At 69.5% G+C, this 15,304-nt stretch carries 12 protein-coding genes and 1 pseudogene; 12 read left to right on the top strand and 1 reads right to left on the bottom strand.

Annotation, left to right across the window (positions count from 1 at the left end):
- The 12 genes and pseudogenes from JF597_RS38505 to nuoN all read left to right on the top strand — a co-directional run.
- Window positions 1-117 (top strand): annotated as a pseudogene (locus JF597_RS38505) (NADH-quinone oxidoreductase subunit C); the annotation flags it as partial.
- The gene (locus JF597_RS38500; RefSeq protein ID WP_294007023.1) at window positions 114-1,436 is read left to right on the top strand and encodes an NADH-quinone oxidoreductase subunit D; all 1,323 of its coding nucleotides are present in this window, start codon (window positions 114-116) and stop codon (window positions 1,434-1,436) included. The pseudogene JF597_RS38505 and the gene JF597_RS38500, both read left to right, overlap by 4 nt.
- Window positions 1,433-2,308, top strand: a complete 876-nt coding sequence (gene nuoE, locus JF597_RS38495) for an NADH-quinone oxidoreductase subunit NuoE (RefSeq protein ID WP_294007020.1) — start codon at window positions 1,433-1,435, stop codon at window positions 2,306-2,308. Before JF597_RS38500 ends, nuoE begins: the two co-directional genes overlap by 4 nt.
- Window positions 2,305-3,654 carry an NADH-quinone oxidoreductase subunit NuoF gene (gene nuoF, locus JF597_RS38490; protein ID WP_294007017.1) on the top strand — a complete coding sequence of 450 codons (1,350 nt, stop codon included), beginning with the start codon at window positions 2,305-2,307 and terminating at the stop codon, window positions 3,652-3,654. Before nuoE ends, nuoF begins: the two co-directional genes overlap by 4 nt.
- On the top strand, window positions 3,651-6,155 hold the full coding sequence (locus JF597_RS38485) for an NADH-quinone oxidoreductase subunit G (RefSeq protein WP_294007014.1): 2,505 nt from the start codon (window positions 3,651-3,653) through the stop codon (window positions 6,153-6,155). The genes nuoF and JF597_RS38485 overlap by 4 nt, the downstream gene beginning before the upstream one ends.
- Entirely contained in the window at window positions 6,152-7,516 is a 1,365-nt protein-coding gene (nuoH, locus tag JF597_RS38480; protein WP_294007011.1) for an NADH-quinone oxidoreductase subunit NuoH, read from the top strand. The genes JF597_RS38485 and nuoH overlap by 4 nt, the downstream gene beginning before the upstream one ends.
- Window positions 7,509-8,150, top strand: a complete 642-nt coding sequence (gene nuoI, locus JF597_RS38475) for an NADH-quinone oxidoreductase subunit NuoI (RefSeq protein WP_294007008.1) — start codon at window positions 7,509-7,511, stop codon at window positions 8,148-8,150. Before nuoH ends, nuoI begins: the two co-directional genes overlap by 8 nt.
- Window positions 8,147-8,992, top strand: a complete 846-nt coding sequence (locus tag JF597_RS38470) for an NADH-quinone oxidoreductase subunit J (protein WP_294007005.1) — start codon at window positions 8,147-8,149, stop codon at window positions 8,990-8,992. Before nuoI ends, JF597_RS38470 begins: the two co-directional genes overlap by 4 nt.
- Window positions 8,989-9,288, top strand: a complete 300-nt coding sequence (nuoK, locus tag JF597_RS38465) for an NADH-quinone oxidoreductase subunit NuoK (protein WP_046726439.1) — start codon at window positions 8,989-8,991, stop codon at window positions 9,286-9,288. Before JF597_RS38470 ends, nuoK begins: the two co-directional genes overlap by 4 nt.
- 14 nt (window positions 9,289-9,302) lie before the next feature.
- On the top strand, window positions 9,303-11,249 hold the full coding sequence (nuoL, locus tag JF597_RS38460; protein WP_294007000.1) for an NADH-quinone oxidoreductase subunit L: 1,947 nt from the start codon (window positions 9,303-9,305) through the stop codon (window positions 11,247-11,249).
- A 5-nt stretch (window positions 11,250-11,254) separates the two neighbouring features.
- A complete protein-coding gene (locus JF597_RS38455; protein ID WP_294006997.1) occupies window positions 11,255-12,826 on the top strand; it encodes an NADH-quinone oxidoreductase subunit M in 1,572 nt (523 codons plus the stop codon).
- Complete coding sequence (gene nuoN, locus JF597_RS38450) at window positions 12,823-14,472, top strand: NADH-quinone oxidoreductase subunit NuoN (protein ID WP_294006995.1); 1,650 nt, start codon at window positions 12,823-12,825, stop codon at window positions 14,470-14,472. Before JF597_RS38455 ends, nuoN begins: the two co-directional genes overlap by 4 nt.
- Before the next feature lie 124 nt (window positions 14,473-14,596).
- Here nuoN and JF597_RS38445 read toward each other — a convergent pair whose 3' ends face one another.
- Complete coding sequence (locus JF597_RS38445) at window positions 14,597-15,127, bottom strand: hypothetical protein (protein WP_294006992.1); 531 nt, start codon at window positions 15,125-15,127, stop codon at window positions 14,597-14,599.
- Window positions 15,128-15,304 lie beyond the last annotated feature (177 nt).

The raw sequence follows: 15,304 nt of genomic DNA, 5'->3' as shown, positions 1-15,304 counted from the left end.
ATGCCGGACGACTGGCAGGGCCACCCGCAGCGCAAGGACTACCCCCTCGGCGGCATCCCCGTCGAGTACAAGGGCGCCCAGATCCCGGCTCCGGACCAGCGGAGGTCGTACTCATGAGCACGCAGCACGCAACTCCGCGGGAGACCACCGAGGGCACGGTCTACACGGTCACCGGCGGCGACTGGGACGAGGTCGTCCAGTCCGCGGCCCGCGCCGACGACGAACGCATCGTCGTCAACATGGGCCCGCAGCACCCGTCCACCCATGGAGTGCTCCGCCTCATCCTGGAGATCGACGGAGAGACGGTCACCGAGGCCCGCTGCGGCATCGGCTACCTCCACACCGGGATCGAGAAGAACCTCGAATTCCGCACGTGGACGCAGGGCACCACGTTCGTGACGCGCATGGACTACCTGACGTCCTTCTTCAACGAGACCGCCTACTGTCTCGCCGTCGAGAAACTCCTCGGCATCGAGGACCAGATCACCGAGCGCGCCGACATCATCAGGGTGCTCCTGATGGAGCTGAACCGGCTCTCCTCCCACCTGGTGTGCATCGCCACCGGCGGCATGGAGCTCGGCGCCACCACGATCATGATCTACGGCTTCCGTGATCGTGAAATGATTCTCGATCTCTACGAACTCATCACCGGCCTGCGGATGAACCACGCCTACATCCGCCCCGGCGGCCTCGCCCAGGACCTGCCGCCCGGCGCGGTCGACCAGATCCGCGAGTTCGTGAAGAAGATGCGCAAGAACCTCCCGGAGTACGACAAGCTCGCCACCGGGAACCCCATCTTCAAGGCCCGCATGCAGGACATCGGCTACCTCGACCTGGCCGGCTGCATGGCCCTCGGCGCCACCGGCCCGATCCTGCGCTCCGCCGGCCTGCCGCACGACCTGCGCAAGGCACAGCCCTACTGCGGCTACGAGACGTACGACTTCGAGATCCCGACCGCCGACACCTGCGACGCCTACGGCCGCTTCCTGGTCCGCCTGGAGGAGATGCGCCAGTCGCTCGGGATCGTCGAGCAGTGCCTGGACCGGCTCCAGCCCGGACCGGTCATGGTCGCCGACAAGAAGATCGCCTGGCCGGCCCAGCTCGCCCTCGGGCCGGACGGACTCGGCAACTCCCTCGACCACATCAAGAAGATCATGGGCACCTCCATGGAGGCCCTGATCCACCACTTCAAGCTGGTCACCGAGGGCTTCCGGGTCCCGCCCGGGCAGGCCTACGCGGCCGTCGAGTCACCCAAGGGCGAACTCGGCGTGCACGCCGTCTCCGACGGCGGCACCCGCCCCTACCGGGTCCACTTCCGCGACCCGTCCTTCACCAACCTGCAGGCCATGGCGGCGATGTGCGAGGGCGGCCAGGTCGCCGACGTCATCGTCGCGGTGGCGTCCATCGACCCCGTGATGGGAGGCGTCGACCGGTGACCACCTCTTCTTCGGAGCGCGGTGTCAGCCTGGGCATGCCCGAGCTGCCCGCGCCCGCGTACCCGGACGACGTCCGGGCCCGCCTGGAGGCGGACGCGCGCGACATCGTCGCCCGCTACCCCGACTCCCGGTCCGCCCTGCTGCCGTTGCTGCACCTCGTTCAGGCGGAGGAAGGGCACGTCACGCGCACCGGGATGCAGTTCTGCGCGGACGTCCTGGAGCTGACCACGGCCGAGGTCACCGCCGTCGCCACCTTCTACACCATGTACCGGCGCAAGCCGTCGGGCGACTACCAGGTGGGCGTCTGCACCAACACGCTGTGCGCGGTCATGGGCGGCGACGCGATCTTCGAGACCCTCCAGGAGCACCTCGGCGTCGGCAACGGGGAGACCACCGGCGACGGCAAGGTCACCCTGGAGCACATCGAGTGCAACGCGGCCTGCGACTTCGCGCCCGTCGTGATGGTCAACTGGGAGTTCTTCGACAACCAGACCCCGGCCAGCGCCAAACGCCTCGTCGACGACCTGCGCGCGGGCCGGGACGTCGAGCCCACGCGCGGCGCCCGGCTGTGCACCTTCAAGGAGACCGCGCGGATCCTGGCCGGCTTCCCCGACGAGCGGCCCGGGGCCGTCGAAGAGAGCGGCAGTGCGGGACCCGCGTCGCTGGTGGGCCTCCGCCTCGCAAGGGGTGAGGCCGCACCCGCACGCGTCGTCCATCCACGCGGAGGTCCGCAGGAGACGCAGAGCCGGCCGGACCGGCCGGTGCACGAGCCGTCGCCGACCGAGCACCTCAGTTCCCACGACGCACCGCAGGAGACCTCGGCCTCCGACCCGTCGCACCCGGCAGGGCCTGCAGCCGAGGAGGGGGAGTGATGACGGTGGTACCCGACCTCAAGGACACCAGCCCCGAGAAGCTGCTCGCACCCGTGCTGTCGGCCTTCTGGGACGAGGACCGGTCCTGGACGCTCGACGTCTACCGCAGGCACGAGGGATACGAGGGGCTCCGCAAGGCGCTCGCCATGTCACCGGACGACCTGATCGCCTATGTCAAGGAGTCCGGACTGCGCGGCCGCGGCGGCGCGGGATTCCCCACCGGGATGAAGTGGCAGTTCATTCCGCAGGGAGACGGCAAACCGCACTATCTAGTTGTCAACGCCGACGAATCCGAGCCCGGGACCTGCAAGGACATCCCGCTCCTCTTCGCCAACCCGCACAGCCTCATCGAGGGCATCGTGATCGCGTGCTACGCCATCCGGTCGTCGCACGCCTTCATCTACCTGCGTGGTGAAGTCGTCCCCGTCCTGCGGCGGTTGCACGAGGCCGTGCGCGAGGCCTACGCGGCCGGCTACCTCGGCGAGAACATCCTCGGCAGCGGGCTCGACCTGCAACTCACCGTGCACGCCGGCGCCGGCGCGTACATCTGCGGTGAGGAGACCGCACTGCTCGACTCGCTCGAAGGCCGCCGCGGCCAACCGCGGCTGCGTCCCCCCTTCCCGGCTGTCGAAGGGCTCTATGCCTGCCCGACTGTTGTGAACAACGTCGAGTCCATCGCCTCGGTTCCCGCCATCCTGCACAAGGGCAAGGAATGGTTCAGGTCGATGGGGAGCGAGAAGTCACCCGGCTTCACGCTCTACTCCCTCAGCGGCCACGTCGCGAGCCCCGGCCAGTACGAGGCACCGCTCGGCATCACCCTGCGCCAGCTCCTCGACATGAGCGGCGGGATGCGTACCGGCCACCGCCTGAAGTTCTGGACCCCCGGCGGCTCCTCGACGCCCATGTTCACCGACGAGCACCTCGACGTCCCCCTCGACTACGAAGGAGTGGGCGCCGCCGGTTCCATGCTCGGCACCAAAGCACTCCAGTGCTTCGACGAGACCACCTGCGTCGTGCGCGCCGTCACCCGCTGGACCGAGTTCTACGCCCACGAGTCCTGTGGCAAGTGCACCCCCTGCCGCGAAGGCACCTACTGGCTCGTGCAGCTGCTGCGCGACATCGAGGCCGGCAAGGGCGTGATGTCTGACCTCGACAAGCTGAACGACATCGCCGACAACATCAACGGCAAGTCCTTCTGCGCCCTCGGTGACGGCGCAGCGTCCCCGATCTTCTCCTCGCTCAAGTACTTCCGCGAGGAGTACGAACAGCACATCACGGGCCGGGGCTGCCCCTTCGACCCGGCCAAGTCGACGGCCTGGGCGGACCGCCCGGAGGTGAACGCATGACCGTGACCACGAGTTCCCCCTCGTCGGGGGGAGCGGCGGCGGTCCCGCCGGAGGACCTCGTCACGCTGACGATCGACGGCATCGAGATCAGCGTGCCCAAGGGCACCCTGGTCATCCGCGCCGCCGAACAGCTCGGCATCGAGATCCCGCGCTTCTGCGACCACCCCCTGCTCGACCCGGCCGGCGCCTGCCGCCAGTGCATCGTCGAGGTCGAGGGCCAGCGCAAGCCCATGGCCTCCTGCACGATCACCTGTACGGACGGCATGGTGGTGAAGACTCACCTCACCTCGCCCGTGGCGGAGAAGGCCCAGCACGGCGTGATGGAGCTGCTGCTCATCAACCACCCGCTGGACTGCCCGGTCTGCGACAAGGGCGGCGAGTGCCCGCTGCAGAACCAGGCGATGTCCCACGGCAACGCCGAGTCCCGCTTCGACGGCCGCAAACGCACCTACGAGAAGCCCGTCCCGATCTCCACCCAGGTGCTCCTCGACCGCGAGCGGTGCGTGCTGTGCGCCCGCTGCACCCGGTTCTCCAACCAGGTCGCCGGCGACCCGATGATCGAACTCCTGGAGCGCGGCGCCCTCCAGCAGGTCGGCACCGGCGAGGGCGACCCGTTCGAGTCGTACTTCTCCGGGAACACCATCCAGATCTGCCCGGTCGGCGCGCTGACCTCGGCGGCGTATCGCTTCCGCTCCCGGCCCTTCGACCTGATCTCCTCGCCGTCGGTGTGCGAGCACTGCTCGGGCGGCTGCGCCACCCGCACCGACCACCGGCGCGGCAAGGTCATGCGGCGGCTCGCCGCCAACGACCCCGAGGTCAACGAGGAGTGGATCTGCGACAAGGGACGCTTCGCGTTCCGGTACACGCAGCAGAAGGACCGCCTGGAGACCCCCCTGGTCCGCAACGACCAGGGCGTCCTCGAACCCGCCTCCTGGCCCGAGGCCCTCGAAGCGGCCGCCCGGGGCCTGGCCGCCGCCCGCTCCCGGGCCGGCGTCCTCACCGGCGGCCGGCTCACCGTCGAGGACGCCTACGCGTACAGCAAGTTCGCGCGCGTGGCCCTCGACACCAACGACATCGACTTCCGCGCGCGCGTGCACAGCAGCGAGGAGGCCGACTTCCTGGCCGCACGGATCGCCGGCCGCGGCCGCGACCTGGACGGTACGGGCGTCACCTACACCTCCCTGGAGAAGGCGCCCGCCGTCCTCCTGGTCGGGTTCGAGTCGGAGGAGGAGGCCCCCGGCGTCTTCCTGCGGCTGCGCAAGGCCTGGCGCAAGCACAAGCAGCAGGTGTTCTCCCTCGCCACGTACGCCACGCGCGGGCTGGAGAAGGCCGGCGGCACACTGCTGCCTGCCGCACCCGGCACCGAGACCGAGTGGCTGGACGCCCTCGCGAGCGGCGTCGGCCTGGAGGAGTCCGGTGCCCAGGCCGCAGAAGCGCTGCGCACCGGCGGCGCGGTGATCGTCGTGGGAGAGCGGCTGGCAGCGGTCGCCGGAGGTCTCACCGCCGCCGTGCGGGCCGCCACCGCCACCGGCGCCCAGCTGGTGTGGATCCCCCGCCGGGCCGGTGAGCGCGGCGCGATCGAGGCCGGTGCGCTGCCGTCGCTGCTGCCGGGCGGTCGTCCGGCCACCGACCCACGCGCGCGTGACGAGGTCGCCGCCGCCTGGGGCGTCTCCGAACTCCCGCTCCGCTACGGCCGCGACACCGGCCAGATCATCGAGGCCGCCGCCCGCGGCGAGCTCTCCGCCCTGCTGGTCGCCGGCGTCGAGGTCGCCGACCTGCCCGACCCGGCACGCGCGCGTGCGGCACTCGAGGCCGTCGGCTTCCTGGTCTCGCTGGAACTGCGGCCCAGCGAGGTCACCGAGCACGCCGACGTCGTCCTGCCGGTCGCCGCGGTCGCCGAGAAGGCCGGCACCTTCCTCAACTGGGAAGGCCGGGCGCGTCTGTTCGAGGCCGCCCTCAAGCCCGACCAGATGACCCGGCGGCTCCCGCCCAGCGACGCGCGCGTGCTGCAGATGCTCGCCGACACCATGGACGTCCACCTCGGCCTGCCCGACCTGCGCACCGCACGGGCGGAGCTGGACCGGCTCGGCGCCTGGGACGGTCCCAAGGCCTCCGAACCGCGGGAGACGGCGGCCTCGCTGCCCAGGCCCGCCGTCGGGGAGGCCGTGCTCGCCGGGCACCGGCTCCTCCTCGACCAGGGCGTCCTCCAGGACGGCGACGAGGCACTGGCGGGCACCCGGCACGCCGCCCACGCACGCGTGTCCGCGGCGACCGCCACCGAGGCGGGCGTCGAGAACGGCGGCCTCATCGCCGTCACCGCGGGCTCCGGCACCGTCGAACTCCCGGTCCGGGTCACCGAGATGCCCGACCGCGTGGTCTGGCTCCCGCTGAACTCGGCCGGCGGCGGCGTCGCCTCCGACACCGGGGCGCTGCCCGGCTCCCTCGTCCGCATCGGCCCGGCGGCCACCGCCGGTGAGGCACCCAAGGAGGTGGAGGCATGAGCCCGTTCCTCGCCGCAGAAGACCTCTCCATGTTCGGCCGCGACCCCTGGTGGCTGGTCGTCCTCAAGGCGGTCTTCTGCTTCGCCTTCCTGATGGTGACCGTGCTGATCTCCATCGTCATGGAGCGCAAGGTCGTCGCCTGGATGCAGTTGCGCGTCGGCCCCAACCGGCACGGTCCCTGGGGCATGCTCCAGTCGCTCGCCGACGGCATCAAACTGATGCTCAAGGAAGACGTCGTCGTCAAACGCGCCGACAAGGCCGTCTACGTCCTCGCGCCGATCGTCGCGGCCATCCCGGCGTTCATGGCCATCGCGGTCATCCCGTTCGGCCCGGCCGACAACGAGATCTCCATCTTCGGCCACCGCACCACCATGCAGCTCACCGACCTGCCGATCGCGATGCTCTACATCCTCGCGGTCGCCTCCGTCGGCATCTACGGCATCGTCCTCGCCGGCTGGAGCTCCGGCTCCACCTACCCGCTCCTCGGCGGCCTGCGCTCCTGCGCCCAGATGATCTCCTACGAGATCGCCATGGGCGCCGCGTTCGCCTCCGTGTTCCTGTACTCCGGCTCGATGTCGACGTCCACGATCGTCGACCAGCAGCAGGGCCGCTGGTACATCCTGCTGCTGCCGGTCTCGTTCGTCATCTACGTCGTCACCATGATCGGCGAGACCAACCGCGCCCCGTTCGACATGCCCGAGTCCGAGGGCGACCTCGTCGGCGGCTTCAACACCGAGTACTCGTCGATCAAGTTCGCGATGTTCATGCTCGCCGAGTACGTCAACATGGTGACGGTCTCGGCCGTGTCGACCACCCTGTTCCTCGGCGGCTGGCGGGCCCCCTGGCCGATCAGCACCGTCTGGGCCGGCGCCAACCACGGCTGGTGGCCGATGCTCTGGTTCGTCGCCAAGGTCGTCCTGCTGCTGTTCGGCTTCGTCTGGGTACGCGGCACGCTCCCGCGCGTGCGCTACGACCAGCTGATGAAGCTCGGCTGGAAGGTCCTCATCCCGGTCTCCGTCGTCTGGCTGATGCTCGTCGCGACGGTGCGGACCCTGCGCAACCAGAACTACGGCTTCGCCGACATCGCCCTCTACGTCGGCGGCGGAGTCCTCGCCCTGCTCCTGCTGTCCTTCGTCGTCGACATCTTCCGCGACAAGGGCAAGGAAGCCGCACAGCCCGCCGCCGAACCGGCCGCGTTCGACCCGATGGCGGGCGGCTTCCCCGTACCGCCGCTGCCCGGACAGGAACTGCCGCCGGTGCCCCGGCGCACCCCCCGCCGGGAGCGCGAGCTGATTGTCAGTGGCGGCCCGGACACTGTCAGTGACGGACCTACGGATGGAAAGGAGGCGTCCGATGGCTGAGGAGCCCAAGGAGACCAAGCCCGGTTTCCAGAACCCCGTCGCCGGCTTCGGCGTGACCTTCAAGGCCATGTTCAAGAAGCGGCTGACCGAGCAGTACCCGGAGCAGAAGAAGACCACGGCCCCGCGGTTCCACGGACGGCACCAGCTCAACCGCCATCCGGACGGCCTGGAGAAGTGCATCGGCTGCGAGCTGTGCGCCTGGGCCTGCCCCGCCGACGCCATCTACGTGGAAGGCGCCGACAACACCGACGAGGAGCGCTACTCGCCCGGCGAGCGCTACGGCCGCGTCTACCAGATCAACTACGCCCGCTGCATCCTGTGCGGCCTGTGCATCGAGGCGTGCCCCACGCGCGCCCTCACGATGACCAACGAGTTCGAACTGGCCGACAGCAGCCGCGCCAACCTCATCTACACCAAGGAACAGCTCCTCGCCGGACTCGAGGACGGCATGGTCGACTCGCCGCACGCGATCTTCCCGGGGACCGACGAACAGGACTACTACCGGGGCCTGGTCACCGAGGCCGCGCCCGGGACCGTACGCCAGGTGGCCGTCTCCAAGGGCGAAGTCCCCCAGGAGGCCGACTCCACCTCCGGCCCGGACGAACCGGCCTCGCAGGAGGTGATCGGCCGATGAACCCGCAGCAGCTCGCCGCCTACACCACCTCCACCGGCGAGGCCTTCCAGTTCTGGGTCCTCGGCACCGTCGCCGTGATCGGCGCCCTGTCGACCGTCTTCATGAAGCGGGCCGTGCACAGCGCGCTGTCACTCGCCGGAACCATGATCGTCCTGGCGGTGTTCTACCTCGCCAACGGCGCCTACTTCCTCGGCATCGTGCAGATCGTCGTCTACACCGGCGCGATCATGATGCTGTTCCTCTTCGTCGTGATGCTGGTCGGTGTGACCGCCGCCGACTCCCTGAAGGAGACCATCAAGGGGCAGCGCTGGCTGGCCCTTCTGTGCGGGGTCGGCTTCGGCGTCCTGCTCCTCGCGGGCATCGCCAACGCCTCCCTGAAGGACTTCGCGGGCACCGGCCAGGCCAACGCCAACGGCAACGTGGAGGGCCTCGCCGCCCTCATCTTCACCAAGTACGTCTTCGCCTTCGAAATCACCGGCGCCCTGCTCATCACCGCCGCCATCGGCGCCATGGTGCTCACCCACCGCGAGCGCACCGAGCGCGCCAGGACCCAGCGCGAGCAGTCCGAGCAGCGCGTCCGCGACGGCAAGCACCTGCCGCCGCTGCCCGCCCCCGGCGTCTACGCCCGGCACAACGCCGTGGACATCGCCGGGCTGCTCCCCGACGGCACCCCGTCCGAGCTCACCGTCAGCAAGACGCTCCGCGACCGTGGCCAGATCCGTGACGTCTCAGCCGAGGCGCTCGGCGACCTGCGGGCCCTGGAACAGCGCTCGGAGGAACGGCTGGAGCGCACCCCGGTCGAGCCCGCGCACTTCAAGCGCAGCGAGGAGGCGTCGAAGTGAACCCCGTCTACTACCTCTACCTCGCCGCCCTGTTGTTCACCATCGGCGCCACCGGTGTGCTGATCAGACGGAACGCGATCGTCGTCTTCATGTGCATCGAGCTCATGCTGAACGCCTGCAACCTCGCGTTCGTCGTCTTCTCCCGGATGCACGGCAATCTCGACGGCCAGATCATCGCCTTCTTCACGATGGTCGTCGCCGCCGCGGAGGTCGTGGTCGGGCTCGCGATCATCGTGTCGCTGTTCCGTACCCGCCACTCGGCCTCGGTCGACGACGCCAGCCTGATGAAGCTGTAAGGGGTCGCTGAATCGTGGAGAACCTGATTGCGCTGCTCATCGCGGCGCCCCTGCTCGGAGCGGCCGTCCTGCTCGTCGGTGGCAGGCGCCTGGACGCCGTAGGACACTGGATCGGCACGATCCTGTCGACGACGTCCTTCGTGTTCGGCGTCATCCTCTTCGCCGACCTGCTCGGCAAGAACCCCGAACACCGCACCCTGATGCAGCACCTGTACACCTGGGTGCCGGTGGAGGGCTTCCAGGCGGACGTCACCTTCCGCCTCGACCAGTTGTCGATGACGTTCGTCCTGCTGATCACCGGCGTCGGCTCGCTCATCCACCTGTACTCGGTCGGGTACATGGAGCACGACGAACGGCGCCGCCGCTTCTTCGGCTACCTCAACCTGTTCCTCGCGGCGATGCTGCTGCTCGTCCTCGCCGACAACTACCTGCTGCTGTACGTGGGCTGGGAGGGCGTCGGCCTCGCCTCCTACCTGCTGATCGGCTTCTGGCAGCACAAGCCCAGCGCCGCGACCGCGGCCAAGAAGGCCTTCATCGTCAACCGCGTCGGCGACATGGGCCTGTCGATCGCGATCATGCTGATGTTCACGACGTTCGGCACGTTCGCGTTCGGCCCGGTCCTCAGCCACGCCACCGACGCCTCCGAGGGCAGGCTCACCGCGATCGGCCTCATGCTGCTGCTCGCCGCCTGCGGCAAGTCCGCCCAGGTACCGCTGCAGTCCTGGCTCGGGGACGCCATGGAAGGCCCCACCCCGGTCTCCGCCCTCATCCACGCGGCGACCATGGTGACCGCGGGCGTCTACCTCATCGTCCGCTCCGGAGCCGTCTTCAACGCGGCCCCCGACGCCCAGCTGGTCGTCACCGTCGTCGGCGCCGTCACCCTCCTCTTCGGTGCGATCGTCGGTTGCGCCAAGGACGACATCAAGAAGGCCCTCGCCGGCTCGACCATGTCGCAGATCGGCTACATGGTCCTCGCCGCCGGCCTCGGCCCGATCGGCTACGTCTTCGCGATCATGCACCTGGTGACGCACGGCTTCTTCAAGGCCGGACTCTTCCTCGGCGCCGGCTCCGTCATGCACGGCATGAACGACGAGGTCGACATGCGCAAGTACGGCGGCCTGCGCAAGTACATGCCCGTCACCTTCATCACTTTCGGCCTCGGCTACCTCGCGATCATCGGCTTCCCGGGCCTGTCCGGCTTCTTCTCCAAGGACAAGATCATCGAGGCGGCGTTCGCCAAGGGCGGCACCGAGGGCTGGATCCTCGGCACCTGCGCCCTGGTCGGCGCGGCCATCACCGCCTTCTACATGACGCGCGTGATGCTGATGACGTTCTTCGGCGAGGAACGCTGGCGCAACCAGCCCACCCGCTCCCCGGAGGCCCCCAGCGCCGAGCCCGCCGCCGAACACCACGGCGAGCACGCCGAGCCGCACCCGCACGAGTCCCCGAAGGTCATGACCATCCCCATGATCGTCCTGGCGGTCGGCTCGGTCTTCGCCGGCGGCTTCTTCAGCATCGGCGACCGCTTCCTGCACTGGCTGGAGCCGATCACCGGCCACAGCGAGGGCGACTCCCCGATCAGCGCGGGCGTCGTCACCGGCGCCACCATGGTCTGCCTGATCATCGGCGTGGGCATCGCCTACCTGCAGTACGGGCGCCGCCCCGTGCCCGCCGTCGCCCCGCGCGGCTCGCTGCTCACCCGCGCGGCCCGCCGCGACCTCCTCCAGGACGACTTCAACCACGTCGTCCTGGTCCGCGGCGGCGAACACCTCACCCGCTCCCTTGTATATGTCGACCACACCCTGGTTGACGGCGTCGTCAACGGCACGGCGGCGGGCTTCGGCGGACTCTCCGGCCGGCTGCGCAAACTGCAGAACGGCTACGCGCGCTCGTACGCGGTCTCGATGTTCGGCGGCGCTGCCCTCCTGGTCGCCGCGACCCTGCTGATGAGGGCGGTCTGATACCGATGTCCTTTCCTCTGCTGACAGCGACGGCGGTCCTCCCGGCCGTCGGGGCGGTCGCCACGGCCGCCGTACCGGCCGCCCGGCGCACCGCCGCCAAATGGCTCGCGCTGCTGGTCTCGCTCGCCACGCTCGCCCTGGCGGTCGTCGTCATGGTCCGCTTCGACCCCGGCGGCGCCCGCTACCAGCTCACCGAATCCCACGCCTGGATCAGTGACTTCGGCGTCCGCTACGAACTGGGTGTCGACGGCATCGCGGTCGCCCTGCTCGCCCTGACCGCCCTGCTGATCCCGTTCATCATCCTGGCCGGCTGGCACGACGCCGACCCGCTGGAGACCGGCAGCAAGCGGTGGCGGCCCACCCAGGGCTTCTTCGCCCTGATCCTGGCCGTCGAGGCGATGGTGATCATCTCCTTCGAGGCCACCGACGTCTTCCTCTTCTACATCTTCTTCGAAGCCATGCTCATCCCGATGTACTTCCTGATCGGCGGCTTCGGGGACCGCGCCCACGCACAGGGCGAGGAGGCCGCGTCGACGCAACGGTCGTACGCCGCCGTCAAGTTCCTCCTCTACAACCTGGTCGGCGGCCTGATCATGCTGGCCGCGGTGATCGGCCTCTACACGGTCTCCGGGAACTTCTCCCTCGCCGAGATCGCGCAGGCCCGCGCCAACGGCACCCTGCACATGGCCACCAGCACCGAACGCTGGCTGTTCCTCGGCTTCTTCTTCGCCTTCGCCGTGAAGGCGCCGCTGTGGCCGCTGCACACCTGGCTGCCCAACGCCATGCAGGAGTCCACCGCCCCCGTCGCCGTCCTCATCACCGCGGTCGTCGACAAGGTGGGCACGTTCGCGATGCTCCGCTTCTGCCTCCAGCTCTTCCCCGAGGCGTCGAAGTGGGCGACACCCACCATCCTCGTCCTCGCCCTGATCAGCATCATCTACGGCGCACTCCTCGCCGTGGGGCAGCGCGACATCAAACGGCTGGTCGCCTACGCGTCCATCTCCCACTTCGGATTCATCATCCTGGGCATCTTCGCGATGACCAGCCAGGGCCAGTCCGGCGCCACCCTCTACATGGTCAACCACGGCATCTCCACCGCCGCCCTGATGCTGGTCGCCGGCTTCCTGATCTCCCGCCGCGGCTCCCGGCTCATCGCCGACTACGGCGGTGTGCAGAAGGTCGCCCCGGTGCTCGCCGGCACCTTCCTGATCGGCGGCCTGGCCACCCTGTCCCTGCCCGGTCTCGCACCCTTCGTCAGCGAGTTCCTCGTCCTGGTCGGCACGTTCACCCGTTACCCGGCCATCGGGATCATCGCCACCTTCGGCATCGTCCTCGCCGCGCTCTACACCCTCGTCCTCTACCAGCGGACGATGACGGGCCCGGTGAAACCGGCGGTCTCCGCGATGCCGGACCTGAAGGCACGCGAGCTCGTCGTGGTCGCCCCGCTGATCATCCTGTTGATCTTCCTGGGCGTCTACCCGAAGCCCGTCACGGACATCGTCAACCCGGCGGTCAAACAGACCATGTCGGACGTACACAAGACCGACCCCAAGCCCGCAGTGGAGGCGGCCAAGTGAGCGCAGCAGCCGTCCACAGCCTGTGGACAACCGCGGCCGAACCGATCTCGAAGATCCCGACGCCGAAAATCGAGTACGGACAGCTGTCACCCACCCTGATCGTCGTCGGCGCGGCGATCGTCGGAGTGCTGGTCGAAGCGTTCGTACCGCGCAAGTCCCGCTACTACGCCCAGGTGTTCGTCTCCGCCGTGGCCCTGTGCGCCGCCTTCGCAGCCGTCGTCGCCCTGGCCGCCGACGGATACGGCACCACCAAGGCGCACATCGCCGCCATGGGCGCCATCGCGGTCGACGGACCGTCCCTGTTCCTCCAGGGCACGATCCTGCTGGCAGCCCTCGTCGGCCTGTTCACCTTCGCCGAACGCCGCCTCGACCCCGCCGCCCACGGCAACCGCGTCGACTCCTTCGCCGCCCAGGCCGCCTCCGTGCCCGGCAGCGACAGCGAACAGGCCGCCGTGAAGGCCGGCTTCACCACCACCGAGGTCTTCCCGCTCCTGCTCTTCGCCGTCGCAGGCATGCTGGTCTTCCCCTCCGCCAACGACCTGCTGACGCTCTTCGTGGCCCTGGAGGTCTTCTCCCTCCCGCTCTACCTGCTGTGCGCCCTGGCCCGCCGCAAGCGCCTCATGTCCCAGGAAGCCGCGGTCAAGTACTTCCTGCTCGGCGCCTTCGCCTCCGCGTTCACCCTGTTCGGCATCGCCATGCTCTACGGCTACGCCGGCTCGGTGTCGTACGCCACGATCGCCCAGGTCGTCGACGGCACCGTCACCAACGTCGACCCGGCCCTCGCCAACACCATGGGCAACGACGCACTGCTCCTCATCGGCACCGCCATGGTCGTCATGGGCCTGCTCTTCAAGGTCGGCGCCGTCCCCTTCCACATGTGGACACCCGACGTCTACCAGGGCGCGCCCACCCCGGTCACCGGCTTCATGGCCGCCGCCACCAAGGTCGCCGCCTTCGGCGCACTGCTGCGCCTCCTGTACGTGGTCCTGCCCGGCATGCGCTGGGACTGGCGGCCGGTCATGTGGGGCGTCGCGATCATCACCATGCTGGGCGGCGCGATCGTCGCGATCACCCAGACCGACATCAAGCGGCTCCTCGCCTACTCGTCGATCGCACACGCCGGATTCATCCTCGCCGGTGTCATCGCGACCTCGAAGGACGGCGTGTCGTCCGTCCTCTTCTACCTGGCCGCCTACTCCTTCGTGACCATCGGAGCGTTCGCCGTGGTCACCCTGGTGCGCGACGCGGGCGGCGAGGCCACCCACCTGTCCAAGTGGGCGGGTCTCGGCCGCCGCTCCCCACTCGTGGCAGCCGTCTTCGCCGTCTTCCTGCTGGCCTTCGCGGGCATCCCGCTGACCTCCGGCTTCGCCGGAAAGTTCGCCGTCTTCAAGGCGGCCGCCGAGGGCGGGGCGGTCCCGCTCGTCGTGATCGGTGTGATCTCGTCCGCGATCGCCGCGTTCTTCTACATCCGCGTGATCGTCCTGATGTTCTTCAGCGAGCCGAGGCCCGAGGGGCCCACGGTCGCCGTCCCGTCACCGCTCACCATGGCGGCGATCGGCCTCGGCGTCGCCGTCACCCTGGTGCTCGGCGTGGCACCGCAGTACTTCCTGAACCTCGCCAGCCAGGCGGGAGTCTTCGTCCGCTGAAACATTCCGCACACCCCCGGGCCCCGGTTCCCCGCACAGGAACCGGGGCCCACGCGCGCGTACGGGTCACACCACTACGGGGACACCGCCGCGGCTACGGCCACGGCCACGGCTACGGCTACGGCTACGGACACGTGACCGTGGGATTCCACTGCGCGAACAGACCGCTCGGATTGTCCTTCCAGATCCACGCACGCAGCGTGTACACGGGTCCCGTGACCCCCGGCACGGTCGTCGGCCCCTCAAACGGCTGCCCGAACAGCGTCGGCGCCGCGGTCCCGGACCCCGCTCGCACGATCCACTCCGCCCCCGCCAGGGCCCGGCCACCGTCGGCGTCGGTCTCGTAGAGGAGACCCGCGGGCTCGGCCGGGTCCAGACTGCCGACACCGGCGGTCCTTACGTAGTGGTAGCCCGCACTCCCCTTGTTGTTCTGGGCGTCCTTGTCGCAGGCGTCGGCCGGGGGGCGGGCATACCCGTCCGTGACCGCGAACGGCTCGTACTGGTAGTCCGCCGTCGCCGTGTACGTCGGAGTCAGATCCGTCCACACGAACGGGTCGGGATCGGGGACGGGAGCCGCGCCGGCGGGAACCGCGGCCAGAGCGAACGGCACGGCCAGCGCCAGAACGGCGCCCGCGGTGCGGGACCTGAGAGACATCCTGAAGCTCCTTGGGGCGGAAGAGGCACGCGAGCGCGGCACCTCCTTACGACACGGGCCTCCCCGGTCCCGCCCGTGCAGCATCGCCCGCGCCTCTCCCCGGCCGCCACGCGAAGACCGCCAAAGGGCTGAGGACACCGCCGGACGGGGGAACCCCGCACCAGCGCCCCTCTCCCG

This window comes from Streptomyces sp. (assembly GCF_019510245.1).
Lineage (GTDB): Bacteria > Actinomycetota > Actinomycetes > Streptomycetales > Streptomycetaceae > Streptomyces.
The sequence above is the reverse complement of the archived record's forward strand: the minus strand, read 5'-3'. Positions and strand labels throughout refer to the sequence as shown.

What these genes read in the sequence shown, in the direction of transcription:
- JF597_RS38455 (WP_294006997.1), top strand. Translation starts at nt 11,255, where the DNA reads ATGTCCTTTCCTCTGCTGACAGCGACGGCGGTCCTCCCGGCCGTCGGG.
- JF597_RS38500 (WP_294007023.1), top strand. Translation starts at nt 114, where the DNA reads ATGAGCACGCAGCACGCAACTCCGCGGGAGACCACCGAGGGCACGGTC.
- nuoH (WP_294007011.1), top strand. Translation starts at nt 6,152, where the DNA reads ATGAGCCCGTTCCTCGCCGCAGAAGACCTCTCCATGTTCGGCCGCGAC.
- nuoI (WP_294007008.1), top strand. Translation starts at nt 7,509, where the DNA reads ATGGCTGAGGAGCCCAAGGAGACCAAGCCCGGTTTCCAGAACCCCGTC.
- JF597_RS38445 (WP_294006992.1), bottom strand. Translation starts at nt 15,127, where the DNA reads ATGTCTCTCAGGTCCCGCACCGCGGGCGCCGTTCTGGCGCTGGCCGTG.
- JF597_RS38485 (WP_294007014.1), top strand. Translation starts at nt 3,651, where the DNA reads ATGACCGTGACCACGAGTTCCCCCTCGTCGGGGGGAGCGGCGGCGGTC.
- JF597_RS38470 (WP_294007005.1), top strand. Translation starts at nt 8,147, where the DNA reads ATGAACCCGCAGCAGCTCGCCGCCTACACCACCTCCACCGGCGAGGCC.